This window comes from Bdellovibrio bacteriovorus, from assembly GCF_048286975.1.
Lineage (GTDB): Bacteria > Bdellovibrionota > Bdellovibrionia > Bdellovibrionales > Bdellovibrionaceae > Bdellovibrio > Bdellovibrio bacteriovorus_H.
This window is the reverse complement of the sequence record NZ_JBLVRT010000002.1, coordinates 270,004-288,685: the sequence shown is the minus strand read 5'-3', so window position 1 is coordinate 288,685 and position 18,682 is coordinate 270,004. Positions and strand designations below refer to the sequence as shown.

General features: G+C 50.6%; 20 protein-coding genes. 10 read left to right on the top strand and 10 right to left on the bottom strand.

Translation table 11 applies throughout. The features are described 5' to 3' along the window. Positions 1-119 precede the first annotated feature (119 nt). Positions 120-1,223: an LPS export ABC transporter permease LptF gene (lptF, locus tag ACNQKP_RS09660; RefSeq protein ID WP_088564870.1), complete on the bottom strand. Its 1,104-nt coding sequence runs from the start codon at positions 1,221-1,223 to the stop codon at positions 120-122. A gap of 138 nt (positions 1,224-1,361) precedes the next feature. Between lptF and ACNQKP_RS09655 the strand changes: the two genes are divergently transcribed. The 5 genes from ACNQKP_RS09655 (at position 1,362) to ACNQKP_RS09635 (ending at position 5,091) form a co-directional block, all read left to right on the top strand. Beyond that, entirely contained in the window at positions 1,362-2,384 is a 1,023-nt protein-coding gene (locus tag ACNQKP_RS09655; protein ID WP_417864436.1) for a hypothetical protein, read from the top strand. A 70-nt stretch (positions 2,385-2,454) separates the two neighbouring features. Next, positions 2,455-2,781: a thioredoxin gene (gene trxA / locus ACNQKP_RS09650; protein WP_011164878.1), complete on the top strand. Its 327-nt coding sequence runs from the start codon at positions 2,455-2,457 to the stop codon at positions 2,779-2,781. 147 nt (positions 2,782-2,928) lie between these two features. Continuing rightward, positions 2,929-3,600 (top strand): hypothetical protein, encoded by a 672-nt coding sequence (locus ACNQKP_RS09645; protein WP_417864434.1) that lies wholly within the window; start codon positions 2,929-2,931, stop codon positions 3,598-3,600. Between the two features lie 134 nt (positions 3,601-3,734). Then, entirely contained in the window at positions 3,735-4,415 is a 681-nt protein-coding gene (locus ACNQKP_RS09640; RefSeq protein ID WP_417864432.1) for a hypothetical protein, read from the top strand. Positions 4,416-4,446: 31 nt separating this feature from the next. Beyond that, positions 4,447-5,091, top strand: coding sequence for an iron-containing redox enzyme family protein (locus ACNQKP_RS09635; RefSeq protein ID WP_417864431.1), 645 nt, complete (start codon positions 4,447-4,449; stop codon positions 5,089-5,091). Positions 5,092-5,159: 68 nt separating this feature from the next. On the opposite strand, the gene ACNQKP_RS09630 is transcribed toward ACNQKP_RS09635, so the two are convergent. The 6 genes from ACNQKP_RS09630 to mreC all read right to left on the bottom strand — a co-directional run bounded on the left by ACNQKP_RS09630 (position 5,160) and on the right by mreC (position 11,696). Beyond that, on the bottom strand, positions 5,160-5,720 hold the full coding sequence (locus tag ACNQKP_RS09630) for a hypothetical protein (RefSeq protein WP_417864429.1): 561 nt from the start codon (positions 5,718-5,720) through the stop codon (positions 5,160-5,162). Between the two features lie 182 nt (positions 5,721-5,902). Continuing rightward, the gene (locus tag ACNQKP_RS09625) at positions 5,903-6,622 is read right to left on the bottom strand and encodes a lytic transglycosylase domain-containing protein (protein WP_417864427.1); all 720 of its coding nucleotides are present in this window, start codon (positions 6,620-6,622) and stop codon (positions 5,903-5,905) included. A gap of 436 nt (positions 6,623-7,058) precedes the next feature. Continuing rightward, the gene (gene rodA, locus ACNQKP_RS09620; RefSeq protein WP_088564876.1) at positions 7,059-8,183 is read right to left on the bottom strand and encodes a rod shape-determining protein RodA; all 1,125 of its coding nucleotides are present in this window, start codon (positions 8,181-8,183) and stop codon (positions 7,059-7,061) included. 2 nt (positions 8,184-8,185) lie between these two features. After that, positions 8,186-10,171, bottom strand: a complete 1,986-nt coding sequence (gene mrdA / locus ACNQKP_RS09615; protein ID WP_038449708.1) for a penicillin-binding protein 2 — start codon at positions 10,169-10,171, stop codon at positions 8,186-8,188. Then, positions 10,168-10,704 (bottom strand): hypothetical protein, encoded by a 537-nt coding sequence (locus ACNQKP_RS09610; RefSeq protein ID WP_015091519.1) that lies wholly within the window; start codon positions 10,702-10,704, stop codon positions 10,168-10,170. Before ACNQKP_RS09610 ends, mrdA begins: the two co-directional genes overlap by 4 nt. Next, positions 10,701-11,696: a rod shape-determining protein MreC gene (gene mreC / locus ACNQKP_RS09605; protein ID WP_417864426.1), complete on the bottom strand. Its 996-nt coding sequence runs from the start codon at positions 11,694-11,696 to the stop codon at positions 10,701-10,703. Before mreC ends, ACNQKP_RS09610 begins: the two co-directional genes overlap by 4 nt. Positions 11,697-11,935: 239 nt before the next feature. Between mreC and ACNQKP_RS09600 the strand changes: the two genes are divergently transcribed. The 3 genes from ACNQKP_RS09600 (at position 11,936) to ACNQKP_RS09590 (ending at position 15,045) form a co-directional block, all read left to right on the top strand. Then, on the top strand, positions 11,936-12,976 hold the full coding sequence (locus ACNQKP_RS09600) for a SurA N-terminal domain-containing protein (RefSeq protein ID WP_417864425.1): 1,041 nt from the start codon (positions 11,936-11,938) through the stop codon (positions 12,974-12,976). A 131-nt stretch (positions 12,977-13,107) separates the two neighbouring features. After that, positions 13,108-13,620: a hypothetical protein gene (locus ACNQKP_RS09595; RefSeq protein ID WP_417864423.1), complete on the top strand. Its 513-nt coding sequence runs from the start codon at positions 13,108-13,110 to the stop codon at positions 13,618-13,620. Between the two features lie 345 nt (positions 13,621-13,965). Beyond that, positions 13,966-15,045, top strand: coding sequence for an endonuclease/exonuclease/phosphatase family protein (locus ACNQKP_RS09590; RefSeq protein ID WP_417864421.1), 1,080 nt, complete (start codon positions 13,966-13,968; stop codon positions 15,043-15,045). Here the strand turns inward: ACNQKP_RS09590 and ACNQKP_RS09585 are convergent. Genes ACNQKP_RS09585 through ACNQKP_RS09575 form a run of 3 tightly spaced genes read right to left on the bottom strand, consistent with a single transcriptional unit; the run spans position 15,042 to position 16,753 of the window. Next, complete coding sequence (locus ACNQKP_RS09585; protein ID WP_417864419.1) at positions 15,042-15,758, bottom strand: substrate-binding periplasmic protein; 717 nt, start codon at positions 15,756-15,758, stop codon at positions 15,042-15,044. The two genes, ACNQKP_RS09590 and ACNQKP_RS09585, sit on opposite strands and share 4 nt — an antisense overlap. Positions 15,759-15,782: 24 nt before the next feature. Then, positions 15,783-16,187: a cytidine deaminase gene (locus tag ACNQKP_RS09580; RefSeq protein WP_417864418.1), complete on the bottom strand. Its 405-nt coding sequence runs from the start codon at positions 16,185-16,187 to the stop codon at positions 15,783-15,785. Next, on the bottom strand, positions 16,184-16,753 hold the full coding sequence (locus ACNQKP_RS09575; RefSeq protein WP_417864417.1) for a Maf family protein: 570 nt from the start codon (positions 16,751-16,753) through the stop codon (positions 16,184-16,186). The genes ACNQKP_RS09580 and ACNQKP_RS09575 overlap by 4 nt, the downstream gene beginning before the upstream one ends. 174 nt (positions 16,754-16,927) lie before the next feature. On the opposite strand from ACNQKP_RS09575, the gene folE2 reads away from it, so the two are divergent. Beyond that, the gene (gene folE2 / locus ACNQKP_RS09570) at positions 16,928-17,842 is read left to right on the top strand and encodes a GTP cyclohydrolase FolE2 (protein ID WP_417864416.1); all 915 of its coding nucleotides are present in this window, start codon (positions 16,928-16,930) and stop codon (positions 17,840-17,842) included. 98 nt (positions 17,843-17,940) lie between these two features. Continuing rightward, entirely contained in the window at positions 17,941-18,438 is a 498-nt protein-coding gene (locus tag ACNQKP_RS09565) for a Fur family transcriptional regulator (protein ID WP_051026306.1), read from the top strand. Positions 18,439-18,682 lie beyond the last annotated feature (244 nt).

Genomic DNA, 18,682 nt, shown 5'->3' with positions numbered 1-18,682 from the left:
AACCTTTTGCAAGCTCAAGGTATTGCCCCTACCATTTGAAGTAAGGGAGGGGCGATGTGGTCAGGGACGACCGTGGTAGTAAGGATGCTACTGCATCGCTCTATTTTTCAGGCCCGATCTTAGTTCCAGTTCCTTCTTAAAGTTTCCACACCCAAAGCAGCAAAAAGAACATTCGGTGTCCAGATCGCAAGTGCCGCTGGCAATGCGCCACTGCGGGCAGCGCCTTCTGCCGCCACGTACAAAATCCAATAGAAGATGATGATGCCGATACATAGAATCATGCCGCCGGCTTTGGCTGCACGACGGTTGGTGGTTGTTCCCAAGCCCACGCCGATCATCGCAAAGACGATACACAGAACCGAAATCGCCCAACGCTTGTGATATTCGCTCTGCAGAGTGCGACGGACTTCTTTGTCTTTGATGTCCTCTTTCAGGCGGTTGCGGACTTCTTCCAAAGTCAAAGACGGCGGCGACTTGGCTTTTTCCTCGATGTTCTGGGGTTCTGAGAAGCGTACATCGTAAGTGTCAAAGCTGATCTTGGTGTGGGTTTTGGCCTGACGATGAATTTCACCCTGATTCAGTTGTAGCAAGATCTCATGGCCCGGACGCGTGGGATCGGGAACGATTTCGCCAGCCTTGGCGATGATGGTCAAAGGCACGTCGCCGTTTTTCTCGTCATAGATAAAGACCTTTTTCAGCAGGCCCTTGTCGGTGTTGACCTCGTTGGCGTAAATGACCATGTCAAAGAAGCCTTCAGCAAAAGTGCCTTCCTTGATGATCGCGGCGGCTTTGGTGTTGGCCAGGCGGGAATAAAGCACCTCGAACTGGCGGTTCCCCCAAGGCGCGATGTTGAAGGACATCTGGGCTGAAATCACACCCACCAAAGTAGCCAAAACCAGGGCGGGCAGCAGCAGCGTGCCCATCGGCAGGCCGGAGGCTTTCATGGCGACGATCTCAGAATCCTGACTAAGCCGTCCATAGGTCAATAAAACTGAGAACAGCAAAGCCATGGGGAACAGAATCGGCAGCATGGAGATAATGACGTAACCGATGATTTCGGCGATGGTTTTCATGGCCACGCCATGCACCAGGGCGAATTCCGTCAAACGCAGTACCTGGAACATCAAAATAATGGAGACGAACACCAGCAATCCCAGAATAAAACTCGGGAGCATCTCAAAGAAAATGTACTGCGCGGCTTTTTTTCCGTTAAAAATACTCAAATCTGGTCTCCGTTTTGGTCGCCCGTGGGTCTCTGTGTGTTGAACCTATTCTAGAGCGCCTTGGGCCCAAGGTCATCGCGCCCATTGTCCAGAAGAAGCCTTATTGACCCATGACTCTGCTTATCTGACAATAGAACTATGAACAAGATTCTTTTGGTTTACGAGGATTATGCTGACTTGATGTCTGTCGAAGGCACTTTGAAAAAGGTGGGCTTTGATGTCATCGGTCTGTCCAGCGAATACGCTGTGGCCGAGCAGATGCTGGCATTCAATCCGGATCTTGTTGTGGGCGCCGGTAAGGGTGGTAAAGTCAGCTCGCTGGGGGTTGGAAAACGCCTGAAAGAGATGACCCGCTGGCAGGGGAAGTCGGTGCTTATTTTTCCGGCAAACTTCAAGCCCAACCCGCAGGATTTGATAAAGATCCGCGTCGACATGGTGTTGGAATCCCCGGTGCCTCCGGTTCGTTTGGTTCAGGTGATCGGTCGCATGCTGGGGCATGATGAGGCTGTTCTGCTGGAGCGTCTGAATAAGGCCATGCACGTGGAAAGCCCGCAGAAGTCATCCACAACTGTCGCCGGCGGTGGCAAGTTTTCTCCTGAAGAGGAAGCCATCTATATCAAGGGTTCAACCGAAGAGGTTGATGCCAACGGTGAGCAGTCTTTGCGTTCGGAAAGAATTGATGAAAACTCTGAAGGCCTGCTTGTAACTGATGAAGAGCAAAGGGAAAAGCCGTCCTTCCGTTTTGGTGATCGTATGGCAGCAGCGGATGCAGAGCGCGGCGCAGCAGCGGAAGAGGCGTCGGACTTTCCGGATGTGGATCTGAAGGCTTTTGAGCGAGAGCTTTTGGGTGGCGGGGCGCCAGAGGTCGAAAAAGTGGAAGTTCCACTGCCTGGGACGGGCTTGGGGAATGAAGAAGATGAGCAGGCACAGCTGGTTGCGCGTGCTCAGGAGAACTTGAAAAACGCTGATAAAGCACTTCAAGAAAAGATGGCTAAGTATGCGAAGCTTGTGGAGGATGTGAAGGTCTCTCCGAATAGCACCGTGACTCGGGTTGAGGCGCGTCGTCGACAAAAAGCCCTGGAAGCTGACTGGGATAGTCAAAACATCAACGAACTCGATAAGTTGCGCCAAGAGTTCACCAAAGCCCTCTTTAAAAAGTAATTGATCCTCACGGGGCTTGACGATAAGGTTTCCGTGATCACATTGAGTGTAGATATTACGGAGGCCATTCATGGGCACATTTACTAAAGCAGTTACAGACACGTCTTTCGATGCAGAAGTTCTAAACTCTTCGACTCCAGTACTGGTAGATTTCTGGGCCGAGTGGTGTGGACCTTGCCGTGCTTTGGCTCCTAAGCTTGAAGAAGTTGCACAGGAGTTGGGTGCGAAAGTAAAAATCGTAAAAGTGAACGTGGATGAGAATCCAAGCGTTCCTGGCAAATACGGCATCCGCGGTATTCCTGCGATGTTGTTGTTCAAAGGCGGGAGCGAAGTCGGCCAATTGGTTGGCAACCACCCGAAAGACGCTATTCTTGAATTCCTGAATAAGAACGTTTAATCGCGTCTCTGTTTAGAATTATTAGAAGTAGGTAAAGAAGGCTCCCAATGGGGGCCTTTTTTTGTTTGAATTGGACAAGAGTCCTGCGTTTCACTATGATACTGCACAGGATCCCAAACAATGTTTGTTGGGCCTGTTGAGGATGTCATGTACCCAGAGATTTACGTTAGAGACAACGAACACGAAGTTCTGAACGAAGAGTTCAAGACGATCACCATGGATATTTCCCTGATGCTGAAAGCAGAAGGTAAAACCGTGCGCCCATATGTTCCTGGTCTTCCGTATTTTTCCCGTTTACCACTGGACAAGAAAAGACACGCAGTTGAACAAGTGCGCTTCTATCAGGAGCTGTGTCATTCCCAGCTGGCAGAAGGCTACAAAATCAACGACAGTCTTTCTTTCACATGGAAGGCGTTCCGTCGTCTGGGGCTGGTGCCAAGTTCTGATTTGTTCAGTCATATCCAGAATGAAGATATCATCGAGATCTATTCCAAAGAACACGTTCAGCTGTTCCGCAATTTCAATTTCTTTGACTGCTGTTCTTATACTCTTGAAGAACTGAACACCTACGAGTGGTGGTCGTTGTTTGAAAGGGAAGAAGCCGTCACCCAGAAGATTATTGATGCCTGCAATCTGGTATTCAATGGTGAAGTGGATGGTACATTTGTGCCGGATGTTCCGGTTCATCAGCTGCGCGAGGCGCGGTCGGTGGACCGTCTGACCATGAACTGTGAAATCCGCAGAATGGCTCCAGTGTACCGAAACAAGCGCCCTGACGCTGTGATCGTTCTTGAAAAAGTTGAAATGATCCGCAACTGATTTTTTTTGAAACGTGATTTTTTGAGAAACACGAAACACAAGTCATAGGTTCTCAGAATCAAACGTCTTAAATTAGTAAACACTATCAAGTTCATACCTGGAACATCCGAAACACTCTGCCGGAAGGAGAGTGCATGGGTAAGTTTCAGTATCACCTTTTCAATCCACGTGATTTAAATCCCGAAACAGTAAAATTAAGCAACGACGTCTACGAAGTTTGGAGGCGGGTCTATTCAGAGGTGCTGGGCAAAGTCGGCGAACCTTTGAATCCGGATGATTTTCATCGCAACGACATTGTCGTCTGCCTGACCGACAACGGAAAAGTTTTCGGCTTCCATCTGTACAGCGCCTTTGATCTGCGCTCGGACGCCCTACGTGATCATCACTATATGAAAGCCTTTGATCAGGCGATCATCGACAAATTCAAAAGTCGCGGCATCAACACGCTGATGAGCATGGAATATCTCACGGTGATTCCCGAATACCGTTCGCGCAGTGCCGAGGTGAACTGGGCTGAGATCATCATCGCCCTGGGAAGCAAGGTGATGGAGGCTTCTCCATGGGACTGTTGGGTGGGCACGGCCCGCAAGGATCTGCATGTGCGGCGCAAGGCTGAAAAAAGCGGAACCGCTTATTTTGGCAGTGTTATGAAAATGAACTATGAGTGTGAAATTCTGATGACGGCGAAAGGGGAAGTTGTGCCTCTTCCGGATCCGAAGTCCAATGCGCTGGTGGAAAACCTGTGGGCTGAAAAAAGATCCCACGTTACCTGCTTGCGTGAAGTCCGTAAAAACAATCTTAAAATTGCAGCTTAATGGTTTTTTAAAACCTGAAAAGAGTAAAAAAATGCCTAATAAGAACGTTAGCGATGAACTGATGACCCTTTTGAATTCCTCCAAAAAGCAAATTGAAGCTTTTCCCTGGGAGGATAAAAACGCCTATTCCGCCTGGGTGTCACAGACTTTCTATTTCGCCCGCCACACCACGCGCCTGCTGGCCATGGCCGGAGCACGCACGCCGTTTGGTGCGCCCGAGTTTCACAACCGCTTCCTGGCTCACTGTGCGGAGGAAAAAGGGCACGACAAATTACTGGTGAATGACTTAAAAACCCTGGGCAGTAAAATGGAAGAGTGGCCGGAGATGCCCGGCACCTGCGCGCTTTATCAGACGCAGTACTATTACATTGAGCACCATTCGCCGATGGCCTTCTTTGGCTACATTCTGGGGCTGGAAGCTCTGGCTGCGCACTTTGGTGACTACATGAGCAAACGCATTGAAAAAGCCTGGGGCCCAAAGGCCGCTCATTTTATTCGGGTCCACGCTGAAGAGGATGTAGGGCATACAGAAGAGGCTTTAAACAAAATTGCCACACTGTCGCCGGATGATCAGGTGGTGGTGATGCAGAATCTGCGGCAGACTTTGAGTTATTACGAACAGATGCTTAATGAGTGCCGCGAAATATCCCGGGCCCGGGGGCGCAACGCCGCTTAAAGTGCGCAGAAATAAAAAAAAGCCGGAGGAATACTCCGGCTTTTTTATTTGAGAAGAGGCAGTCAGGGCTATTTAAAACGAGCAGCAACCACGTCGCAGATATTACCCTGCAGCAGGGAAGCGCCACGATAGATAGTTGCATCCAGAACTGTCGGATCTTTCAGGGTCTGCTGGCGAAGAGCTTCACAGTCTGATTCGTAGTTTTTGCAGATGCCACCGCTGTTTTCATTTTCACAAACCCAGAACAGGCTCTTGACCTTTTCTCCCACGATTTTCACGTCTGCGATTTCAGAGTGAAGCTCGATGGAGCATCTGATTTTTGCGTGGCCATTCTGATCCAGATCGCCCGCAACCCAGCTGAAGGTGAAGTTTTTGTATTTGAGATCAATGGCACGCTGGGAGCCAATCACACGCTGGCGTTGTTCCAGGTTGTCGAAGAATTTCTCACAACGGGAACCCATTTCATCCACAGTGCCTTTGCTGGACCACTGTAAAACGCGTTTGGAGGGCTTTCCAGCGATGCAGGACGTGCCTTCCTCGTTACAGCCGATGCCAGTGTAATAAGGGGCTGCTTGACCAATACTGCTTAATAGGAACAGGGCCACCAGGGCCGTCAGACTCTTTTTCATATGGTTTTCTCCTGATGGGAGGAAACCTTGCTATAAACGTTCCAATGCGAGAAACCGTTTAATTGAAGCTGAAGAAGCTGCACTGTCTGAAATGCCTATGAAGAGACAAACCGTGGCACTTTCAAGAGCCACGGCAGTCTTTGGTTGCGCAGGTGTTTCGCAGATTTTGGGAAATGATCAGCTTACAATGCCGCCACGGTGTGCGGGTTTTTGGAATTGATGTTGGAATAAAGAACGCTGTAGTTCTTCATTACACGAGAGTTGTACTCGGCAGGTTTTACGTTTTTAGCCAGCAGACGGCGTACATTCGTCGGACCCATGTTATAGGCACTGACATACTTCATGGCCTTCTTGTCGAACTTGGCACGCAGATAGTTCATGTAGGCCATGCCGATCTTTATGTTTGCAGACGGGCTTTGCAAAGTCTTTTTGCCGTTGAAGGGCAGATCAAACTTTTTTGCGATCCATTCAGCCGTGTCCGGTTTGATTTGCATCAGGCCGATTTCACCATGGCGACCCACAACCAACGGATTGAATTTGGATTCAGTTTTGATCACCGCCAGAACAAACACCGGATCCATACCGTATTTTGCACTTTCAGAAATCACTGTGCGGGCAATAGCTCGCGCCTGACCTTTGAATTTGGCTGGCAGGTGAGTTTGAACTTTGGCAAGGATGGCCTGATTCAAAGCTTTCTGACCTTCGATTTTTTGGGCGTCACTGCCTTTATAGCCGCCACCCAAAAGCTCTTTTGCGTGAGAAACACGTGAAGCCTCGTTCACGCTTTCAATCGCTGGCACCTCAGGGCGCTGCCACTGGGTGAAAGAGAAGTTGTTAAAAAGAACCGACGTGAGCGAAGCGGTGACAAAGGCGATTCCGATTTTGAGATGTTTCGTTTTCATATCCGCGTCCTCCTGTTACAGAGGTATAGTTCAAGGGCCGTGCCGAAGGGCCAGGTGTGCGGAATGTTTCAGGTCTTGGTTTGAAGCACCCTTCAAAGGCCATTGATTGAAGCTGGCCCCGGGGGGTGTCAATCAAAGTATGAACACTGTCTGATTAGTGGTTAGTCGGAATGGGATAGTTTCTGGGAATGAGACAACGAAATTGAGACGGGCTGGAAGTGCGGAAATTGTGAGGGAAAATGTGCTTGATTCAGGTGATCTTACCGAGAGTAAGTGGACCTGAATTGGGTTTGGCTGACTTAGGCTTGCAGTGAAGTGACCTCCGTGGGCGCCACGATGGCGCGAACCCGCGCGAAGCGCGGGCCACGGCAGAGCCCGGATGGCGTGTCACGTAATCGCGGGCCTAAGGCTGACAAGCCCAAGGCAGGTCCGCGTGCTAGAACAGATATCTGCGGTAAGCGACACTCGATACCAGGCCTAATCCGGCCATAGTGGTCAGCATGCTGGATCCACCGTAAGACAGCAGCGGCAAAGGAACCCCCACGATAGGCAGAAGTCCGATAACCATTCCGATGTTCACGAACATATGCCAGAAGATGTAACAGAGGACTCCGACTGTTAGCAAAGCCCCGAACTTATCGCGGGCGTTCGAAGCGATACGGATTCCGGTGATGAACAGGAAGCAGAACAAACCCACCACGGCGATTGAGCCGACGAAGCCATGCTCTTCACTCAGAACTGAGTAAATAAAGTCCGTGTGACGTTCTGGCAGGAACTCCAGTTGGGACTGGGTGCCCTTCATAAAGCCTTTTCCGAAGAAGCGGCCGGATCCCACGGCGATTTTTGACTGGATGCTGTTGTAACCGGTACCACGCGGGTCACTGGTCGGGGAAAGGAACGTCAAAACGCGGTTTTTCTGATAATCATGCAAAACGAATTTCCAGGCGATCGGAATCGCGATGATTCCCAGGGCGATGATCGTTGCCAGAATGGTTTTGCGGATTTTTGCAAAGATCAGCATGGAGCCGCCGATCGCTGCCAGCATCATCGCCGTTCCCAAGTCCGGTTGTTCAACAACCAGACCGAAAGGAATCAGCAGGGCTGTCAAAGGCAGAGCCAGTTCTTTCAAACCCATGCCGGAACCGTGTGTGCTGCGTGTGGCAAGGATCTTCGCCATCAGCATGATCAGCGCCAGTTTCATGGTTTCAGAAGGCTGGTAACGGAAGAAGCCCAGATCAATCCAGCGTTGCGCCCCCAGGGCGACCTTACCGAAGAAGGTCACATACAAAATCGCGCCCAGATTCAGGACATAGGCAATCAGGGCAATGCGTGTGACGATGGAGTAATCAACAATGGTCACTACCAAGAATACGGTCCAGCCCACGATCAACCACATGATCTGGGAAATAAACAGGGACGCCACGTCCTGGGTGGTTGGTCCGTGGGTGGCACTCCAAAGATTGATCAGACCGATCACATTCAAGGCCAGGATCACGATGATCAGATTGATGTCTAATTTCTTGAAGAGGGTTCTTTCTTCAACATGCAAAGAGGTAAACACTCTTATTCTCCTTCAATTTCCGGTGCGGCTGCCGGAGCTTGCGCGCGTTTGCCACCAGTGGCTTTCAACGCCGCTTCGATCACTTCAGGGTGATATTTCATGAAATAAGCTTCAACAATGTCGCGAACAATCGGTGCGGCCCCGGAGCTTCCGTGGCAGGAGTGTTCAGCCAATGCAGCGATGGTGATTTCAGGATTGTCTGCCGGAGCAAACGCAATGAACCAACCATGGTGACGCATGTGAATCGGGCGGCTTTCGCACTTCGCATAGATCTGATCCGCAGAGAAGCCCATGACCTGTGCGGTGCCGGTTTTGCCGGCCATTTGCACGCCTGGAACTTTGTAGCGTTTTGCAGTCCCGCGCTCGCCATTGGCCACGCGTCGCATGCCTTCTTTGACTGTTTTGAACGTTTCTGCAGAAATGTGCACGCCGTTCGGCTGCGTCTGTTGCAGATCACGAACCACTTGCGGGAAGTTTTCGCGCAGGACTTTTCCGTCCTGATCGATGATCTTTCTAAGCAGGAATGGTTTTACGACTTTCCCTTCGGTGCCGATGGCATTGTAAGCAATCGCCATGGAAAGCGGAGTCACGTTCACGAAGCCCTGACCAATCGCCGTGGAAAGGTTTTCCCCCGGCTGCCATTCTTCACCGACAGTGGACTTCTTCCACGCCGAGTTGGGCATGGTTCCGGAAACTTCACGCGCCAGTTCGATACCGGTTTTCTGACCGATGCCCAGCAGACTGATATAGTCGAACATCTTATCAACACCCAACGCGATACCCATCTTATAGAAGAACACGTTGGAAGATCTTTCCAAAGCCTCAAACACCGTGATGTTACCGTGACCGCCTTTTAAGTGGTCATGATAAGGACGACGGCCGAAATAGAACACACCCGGAGCTGACACAATCGTTGTCGGGGTGATCACTTTTTCCTGCAAAGCCGGAACTGCCACCAAAGGTTTGAAAGTCGAACCCGGGGCGTTGTGATCCTGGATGACTTTGTTGCGCAGAGGTTTGAACGGATCGTTGATCAGTTTTGACCAGGTTTGCGCAGAAATACCGGTAGAAAACTCATTCGGATCAAAAGACGGGGTGCTGACCCATGCCAGAATTTCACCGTTGGTTCGCATCGCCACAACTGCACCGATACGATTCAAGCTCATGAAGGACTTAAAGGCCGCTTCCTGGATATCACGGTCAATCGTCAAAATGGCGTTGTTACCGTGAACAGGTGTCATGTCCTTGATCTGCTCACCGTAAATGTTTGGTGTCTGGGTCACAGTTTCGCGCCCGTGCGCATCGACCTGGATGAAGCTGACGCCGTCGGAACCACGGATGTCTCTTTCCAGAGTTTCTTCCAGACCAGATTTACCGATGATGTCTCCCTGATCAAATTTCAATGCACCTTTGTACAGGTCATTCAGAACCGGCAGCTGACGTTTTGAAATCTCACCCACGTAACCAAACAGCTGGGCGCCGTTTTCACGAAGCGGGTAGAAGCGCACGATGGATTCACGGATCTCAAGCCCCGGAGTATCCAGACGCATGCGTTTCAGGCGGAAGACTTCTTCGCGGCTCAGGTTTTCTTTCAGGCGGATCTGTGCAAACGGACCGTTCTGACGGCGGCTTTTCTGAACTTTCAGAACAACCTTGTCCGGTTCCATGCCCAGGACCGGGCCGACGGTTTTCGCCAGCTCATCAAGGCTTTCGATGTACTGCGGGGACAGGATGGCTTCAAAGCCCGGCAGATTTTCCACCAGCACTTTGCCATCACGATCCAGCATCAGTCCGCGCGGAGCGGTGATTTTGTTTTGCTTGATACGGTTTTTTTCCGAGAACTCGCGCAGCTCATTTCCAGAAATGATCTGCAGATACCACAAACGCATCGTGAAGATGGTCAGGGCAAAGCCGATGGCGATATAAAAGATCTTGTACCGGCCCAGGTACTCTTTTGCCTCATCCGGATTACTGACGTATGTACTCATAGCTCCAATCCTCCGGGCTCATGAACCAGCTCGTCCTGAGTGACTTTGTCGATCTTGGCCAACAGCCAGTACATCGGGAATGCAAAGGAGGGAGTCAGGATGATTTGTACAAGGCGATCGACAATCTCAAAGCTCGCAGGGTTTTTCTCCAGCACCATAGATCCAAAGAAATAGATCAGGTGATAGGCCACGGCAGAGAATGCACACATAATCGTATAATATCCTGAGCCGGACCAGAAGACGCGACTCTTGATAGTATAGACCAAGGTAAAGAGAATAATGAGGCTGATCCACATCATCTTCAGTGGCATCGCCGTGAATGTGAGCAAAATGAAGCCCATGGCGTAAATCGTGAAGATCGCCGGGAACGGTTTACGATAAAGGATCATATATACAACCAGATTCAGCCACAGCAGCGGGGATGGAACATTCCCGAAAAGCTGGAACCAGAAGGTTGTCTGGAATCCCGCCAGCAGCATCAGCACCGCCAGGAAAACCAGAAAATTCAAAAGGGCATTCCAGCGGATTTTCACTGTCTGTTCTCCTGAGGTTTAGGAGTCGCCACTGGTTTTGCCGCCGGAGTCGCGACCGGTTTCACAGCTGCCGGAGTTGCGGCCGGCGTAGCAGCCGGAGTGGCTGCCGGTGTTGCACCAGGAGTCGCCGCTGCAGCCGGAGCAGAACCGTCGGCTGGAGCTTCAGCTTTTGCGGAAGCTGGCGCGAACTTGTCGCCGAAGTCTTCGTTATTACCCTGAAGCACGATGAAGACCTCTTCCACTTTGTAAGGGTCCACCACCGGGCGCAGGTCAACTTTCAAGGACACGCTGAAGGTTTTCTTTTCAACGGAATCAACCACGGCCACCGGGAAGCCTTTCGGGAAGATGTTGTCCAGGCCGCCGGTCACAACCAGGTCGCCTTCCTGAACGTCTTCGGTTCTTTCCACGTATTTCAGCTGCAGGCTGCTGCTGTACTGGGATTTACCCTCGACAATCCCGTGAGCACGGGTTCTTTGCACGATACCATCCACCACCGCATAGCGGTCGGTGATCAGCATGACGTGGGAGGTGAAAGTGTCCGGTTTGAAGATGTAACCCAGAACCCCGCCAGTGGTGATCACGGCTTGGCCGGCTTTCAGACCGTCCTGGGTGCCTTTGTTGATGGTGATGGTGTTGTGATCAATCACAAGGTCACGGCCAATGACTTGAGCTGCCATCAGGGACATTTTGGTCTGCTCTTTGAAGGTCAAAAGACCACGCAAACGGTCGTTTTCGATCAGCAGCTCGTTCATTTTTTCAAGACGTGCCTGAAGTTCATTGTTGGTGCTGGTCAGCTGTTCGCTGTGCTTCTTGATATTAATCAGATCAAGATACATGGCAGTGGTGCCTTTAACGCCAGAGCTGAATCCATAGAAGGATTCAGAAACCGCGCTTCCCAGCAGGCTGAATGGTTTTGCCAGCCAGTTGGATTCCTGCGGACGCTGCTGCATGTTGATTGAAATCAGCGGCAGTGCCAGGACAATCCCTATCATCACAAGTTTCTTGAGATCAAAGTTGAAGAAATTCAAAGGTCGTTCCTCTTTTTAAAAACCATCTTTAAAACCAGCAAAGAGCATCGCGTCGTTTCTGCGGACTTTGGCTTTGCTGTATTAATATTTCTCAACGCTAGTAAAAACCGCTAAGGAATACAACAATTTCCCCTTGAATATTTATAAAATTCGTAAGGTAATGAAGCGGTTTGTTTGCAAGCTTGTTTAAGGAAGGAAAAGTTATGAGCGAAAATATGGCAGATAAGATGAAGCGCGGAATCAACGCGAAGAGCGTGACAGCGATGGTGATTTTCGGTGCTATCATTATGGTTTTCGTCTTCTTCGGTATGCCCGAAAGAATGGGCGCGGGTGTTGGTTCTGTGGCTCGCGTGAACAACACTTTGATCTCTCTGGCGGACTTCCAGCAGGAAGAAAACCGCATCCAGCAGTACTACCAAAACCTGTTCGGCAATCAGATGGACTTTGGCTCTCAGCGTCAGTTGCTGCGCCAGCAAGCACTTGAGAATCTGGTGCGCATGGAGCTTGTCTCCCAGGCTGCTCAAAAGAACGGCATTTTGGCGACCGACGCGGAAGTTCGCGACTTTATCGTGAAAGACATTCCGTTCTTCCAGCAAAACGGCATGTTCCAAAAAGAATTCTACATGCGTTATATCGAACAAACTCGCACCACTCCGGCTAACTTTGAAGATAAAGTCCGTAAAGACATCTCCAATGTTCGCACGCGTGCATTGTTCGAACTGGCAACTCAGCCAACAGCGGTGGAGCTGAAAAAGATCCAGGATCTGCGCGCGGCGAAGATCAATGTTCTTTTCGTAAAAATCGACTCTGAAGCGGCAACCAAGGCTTTGACCAAAGAAAAAGCCGATGCAGCGATCAAGGCTTTGGATGAAGCTTTGGTGAAAGGCGATGAAGCCGCAGTTAACGCACAACTGAAAGAGCTGAAGGCGACTTGGGAAGAGACTGGTTTGGTTGAACTGGGTTCTGAGACTTTCCCGAAAATCACCAGCTCGGTGGCAACAGAAGCCGTATTTGAGCTGAGCAAAACCGAGCCGCTTTTGAAGCGTCTGGTTCGTGACGGTAACAGCAAATACGTTCTGAAACTTAAAGAAAGCAAAGTTGAAGAAGTAAAAACAGCTCTGGAGCCAATGTCTGCAGAGATGATGCAAAAACGCCGTGGCGACGGTATGTTCGAAGCCTGGATCAACATGTTCCGTTCCAAGTCCCACGTGACTATGAACACTCAAGTTCTGCAGTTGAACTAATGCTTCAATTCGTCAGAGAGATTCCCATTCGAATCACTTTAAAAGGAGCCCTGTCATCACGACGGGGTTTTCTTTTTTATCTGGCCGCCGGGTTTTCCCCTAAAAACGGTCGCATTGACCCGTTATCCGGAATGAGCGTGAATCTGATGGATGTGGACCAGTGGCTGGGGGCCTTGAAGGCCGAGTTGGAGCGGGATCTGTTCGTTTCCAAAAGCGCCAGCTTGAATCACGCTTTGGCTGAAGTGATGGCGGTGGCCCGCCTGAAGCTTGCCGAAAACGTCGAAGGGGCCGGGGCAGTGCTGCACAGTCTGACCTTCCGTGAAGAGCGCGGGTGGAGTTTTGGATGGAACGCACAGCAATCCCCGGAAGAGCAGCGCTTTGTCTATTCCCATTTCCTGGAACTGGTGCCTCAGGATCAATCCAGCCAACTGTTGCGTCTGGATTTTGTCTGGTGCCGGGTTTTTGACTGCGAAGCGGATTATCAGCATGAAGGTTTCCGTCTGCTGAAAGGACTCAAGTTGTCCGGACTTGAAGATGTGCTGTCGCAGGCGGCCGCCCTGAAGGGACGAAAGCTTGCTTCCGGCAGCAGTCTTGAGTTTATCCGTGTCCATGTTCTGGCAGACGGCCTTTGCCTGACTGTTTAATCTGAAAAACTATTCAGACAAGTGAGTGGAAAAATCCTCACCTCCAAGCTTCTCTCAATTTGGGGGCGCTTCATTTTGGTCTGCCCGGCATCATTGCCGTGCCTTATTTGATGGCCCCTGCAGCTTGGGCAAAGACCCTGGCATCTTCGCAGCGAAACACCTGCTCAGTATCAGTGTGTAATCTCTCAAAAATAGGTCTTTCCCAGAGCCGCGCTCGGGTGCAGTGTCGAATTCTTTGACAGCCTGGGCGGTGCGGCCTTCAATATAAAGCTTCCTCGGCTTTGCACGACTCTTGAAACATCAGCTCCTGAATGCCCTAAAATTTAAGGCGGCGAGGATTTCCTTATGAAACTAAAAGCATGGCTATTGGGTGGTGCTCTTCTGATGTCGGCTCAGGCGTTTGCCGAGCAGTATTGGGTTCCCGACAACCGTCCGCCAAGATTCTGCCTGCAGAACTTCAATGCTTATGGTCCCGTGTATGCCAAGGGAATCGAAGAACGCACCGGTCGCATGACCGCGCTTTTACAAGGCATCCCCAAGTGTGACGTTGTTCACCTTCAGGAAGTCTGGAATGATTCGCAAATCAATCAAATCGAAAATGACCTGAAAAGACAGTACAGCATCAGCGCACCCAACAAAACCGAACGTATCGGTGTGATGTCCCTGTTCATGGGTGATGTCAAAGGCACTGAAACCCACGCCTTTGCCGTTAATAATGAAGGCGGCGTGCTGGACACAGTTCGTGAAGCCCTCAACGTGCGTAAAGCCTTCCACGTCGTGAAATCCGGATTCTTTGGCATCGACGAGGATTTCTATTTTATTAATACTCATTTGCACCCGACGTCCGAAGCCGTGCGTCTGACTCAAGTGATGGATCTGCTGCGCTGGCGCATGGATCATCAGGATCTGAAGATGCTTTTGTCCGGTGACTTTAATGCCAATGTTGACAGTGTCGAGCGCGGTTTTGTGATGGCGACCCTGGCAACCCGTGACGCCATGGAAGATGCCATGGGCGGATATCCTAAAAAGGGTTATTGCACTTACTGCGCAAGAAACCCACTGGGCTGGTTGTTCAGCGATCAGGTTTTTGATTACATCTTCTATTCAAACGTGGGTCAGTCCGGTACGACACTTCAGGTGGTGGACGGGCAGGTGAATATGCAGGGGACTCCACGCCGTCCGTTGTCTGATCACTATGGTGTGCGTGTGCAGTTCTCCGTGGAGCCGAAAACTTCCGAAACCAATGCGTTGGGTATTGAGCTTCGCCGTTCTTATGCCCTGGATAACTTTGCCAAAGCAGAAAAGATTCTGGCTGCTGCCAAAGAACCCGAGTTCAAACCTTACCTTGAGGCTTTGCGCAAAATGACAGAACAGCTCCAGACCAAGTCCGGCGCGTTCTGGAATTACTTCTCAAGCTTCCGTTAATTCAATCCGGACTTTGTCGGTGGCAGTTTCGTGATGCGCGCGTTGATCTTATCCAGATCGCGCGCCAGTTTGGATTTGTGAGAAATCCCAAAGACCCCAAATTCTTCAATAATCGGCGGGCCAATGCGCTTGAAGGTCTTCAGCGGAATGCCTTCGCTTTTGGCGTAAAATTCCAATACCTGGGTGTTACAGATAAACAGGCTGATATCGCCGGATAAAAGTTTGCGCATTCCCTGAATCACATCCTGCACTTCAACTTTTTTGGCCAGCGGGGATTTCAGGTAACTTCCGAAGGGCTCGGCATACTCATAGCCCAGCACAAATCCCAAATTGTGATTGCGCAGTTCTTCGGTGGTTTTCCAGTTCAATTGGCTAAGATACTGGCTGGAGGCCAGGGTCCACACAGCCTCTTCGGACGGGAAGACTTTTTTTGTGAACAGCAGATAGTCTTTCTTGGGATCAATCTGCATCGGGCCGATAATATCGACATTGCCTTGTTCGGCGGCTTTTAAAGCGCGCTTCCAGGGGATGATGCGGACTTCGATGTCTTTGCGGGGGATTTCCAGAGCCTTTTCCAGTGCCTCAATCGCCAGGCCTTTGGCTTCGCCGTTTTCTTCATAAATGAATGGCGGATAGGGATCTGAGGCAAAGATGATTTTCTTAGCCTCAGCCCAGGGGGAAAAAAGAAATAAAACCAGCATCAGCAATGGCATTGCATTTCCCTTTTCCCTGATTGTCTAATCCAAATGCTTTGGAGTAAAGGCTTCGGGGAAGATTTCCGGGAACTGGAAGGTCTTGATTTTGCCTTGCAGGTTCGCGGTGTGAATCATGGTATGTTCATTGGCAAATTCTGCGATCACCTGACGGCAGAATCCGCACGGTGGCCATGGTTTTTCAGCATCGCTGACAACCAGCACTTCCTTGATCAGTTTTTGTGCGCCTTCGCTGACGGCTTTAAAGATTGCCACGCGTTCAGCACACACGGTGCCGCCGTAAGAGGCGTTTTCAACATTACAGCCATTGAAAATCTGTCCATCGCTCATAAGGACCGCCGCACCAATCAGGGCATCGGAATAGGGAGCGTGGGCTTTTTTCTGTGCCTTGCAAGCGGCTTCAAATAGTTTTTTCTGTGTATCGTTCATAGGTTTGCATTCTCTAATATTTTGCCAAGTTCGATCAAGGGCAATCCTTGAATCGCCGTGAAATCCTGACTTTCAATTTTATCAAACAGCATGATGCCGTGTTTTTCAATTTTATAGCTGCCGGCACAATCAATCGGGTTGTCCAGCTGCACATAGCGTTCGATCTGGGCGCGGGTCATTTTCTTCATGTGCATGCGGGTGATATCGGTATAGGCAATTTTTTTGTCGCCGTCATACACGCAGATCGCCGTGATCAGGTCATGGACTTTCCCCTGCATGGACATCAGTTGTTCAATCGCGCGCTCGGGGGTGTGGGCTTTGCCGATGATACGGCCCTCAAAAGACACCAGCTGGTCTCCGCCAATGACCACTTTGCCGGTGCCTTTAAGACTTGCGGCTTTCAGATCCGCCAGTTTTTCTGCCAGGGCCTGCGGGGCCAGGGACGGGTCTTTCTCTTTTTCTTCGTCAATCAAAGGCGCTTGGGCCGAATAGCTGTAAGCCAATCGAGAAAGAAGCTCTTGGCGGTATTTGGACGTGCTTGCGAGGATCAGTTGCTTTTGTGACATAGGGGCTCAATATATCGCTTCTTATCGAGGGCGCCACCCATATTAAAGCTCTGTCTTGCGGTGCTTCAAAGGCACCGGGGCAGTACCTGTCTGAAAAAGCTTCGCTGGGTGGTAAAAGTGAGAGCCATTTACAGGAAATTGCGATAAGACCAGCAGTGAATTGGATATAAATTTATGACGAAACAATCTCTTCCTGACGTAGCCAAAGAAACCCACTCTGAACGCTTTGCCCCGATCGACTGGGTCGGTATGGGCGCTATCGAACTGCCGGTGATGCTGAAGCAGACCGATGGGGTTTACCGCATTCCCGCGCGCGTGGATGCGAAAGTCAGCCTTGATAAAAAACCTTCCCGTGGCATTCACATGTCACGCCTGTATCTTTTGTCCCAGGAGCTTCTGACCAAGTCTGAACTTTCTCTGGGGCTTCTGGGCACTGTGACGACCGAATTCCTGCGCACTCACGAGGACCTTTCCACCAAAGCTTTGGTGCAGGTTCAGTTTGAAGCGCCTCTGATTCGCAAAGCTTTGAAGAGTGCGAACCAGGCATGGCGCTCTTATCCGGTGATCACTTCGGCATTCAATGAAGAAGGGCAGATCAGCTACTTCGTTGAGGTGGTGGTGACTTATTCCAGCACCTGCCCAGCATCGGCGGCCCTGTCCCGTCAGCTGATTCAGGATGGCTTCAAGCAGAATTTCTCGACTGACAAACCGTTGGATTTCGATGTGGTTCATTCCTGGTTGGGAACCCCGCAAGGGATCGTTGCGACTCCGCACGCACAACGCAGTTTTGCCCGTGTGAAAGCGGAAGTTGGGGCGAACTACAACTATGGCGATCTGATCGACATCGTTGAAGAGGCTTTGCAGACCGCAGTTCAAGGCGCTGTAAAACGCGAGGACGAGCAGGAGTTCGCACTTCGTAACGGCCAGAACCTGATGTTCTGTGAAGATGCCGCTCGCCGTGTGAAGGAAGCTTTGGACGCGAAAGCAGATGTTTTGGATTATGTGGCTGAATTCAGCCATGTTGAGAGTCTGCACCCACACAATGCCGTTTCTCATATCTCTAAGGGTTTGAAACTACGTAGTTTTTAGTCCTCCAGTGTCAACTTACTGGAAACCAATTGAAAATGATTCTTAATAAATTGGACATCTTCAGGGCCTTCACCTATAACCAAGCCCTGAGGTGACTAATGGGTAAAGACGCAGTTCCATTTCTTCCAAGACAGCACGACGACGATATTGTCGTTCACGCCGATCAGTTCGACGAGGCTGAGCTTAAGCGTATCATCCGTGCCTTGAATCTGAAGGTCACCAGTCAGCGTATGGCGATCCTGAAAGCCCTGCATGAAGGCCGTCGTCACGTCACAGCTCAAGAGCTTTACGAAAAACTGAATAAAGAACATCCGGACATTGGTTTCGCCACTGTCTATCGCTTCCTGAGAACCCTGACTGAAGGCACATTTGTGACGGAAGTCCGCATGGGTGGTTTGCCAGCTCGTTACGAACTGACACCCAAAGGTCACCACGATCACTTGACGTGTGTGAAGTGCGGTAAAATCTGTGAGTTCGAGAATAAAGCGATCGAAGGACTGCAAGAGAAGGTGGCGAATCAGTTTGGATTTAAGCTGACCCATCATATCCTGGAGTTGTACGGCGTTTGCCCATCCTGCCAAGCTAAGAATCTTTAAGAAACGGCCGTTGAAAAAGGCCCATCTTCTTCGTTGGAGTTCGGCCTTCTCGCTCCGACGTGCTTGGAGCACGCCTGCGCTGCGAGGGCCGACCTCCGCCTCGAATCTGGACCTTTTTGAACGACCTCTGTAATGGGGACTGCCTGGCTGCGCTTCGCGGTCCGCCCGGATGGGGCTCGGCTTCGCCATCGCGTTCAGAAGGTGCCTGGTGACTTTTTACACCTACACTGCGTTATTGGGTGGG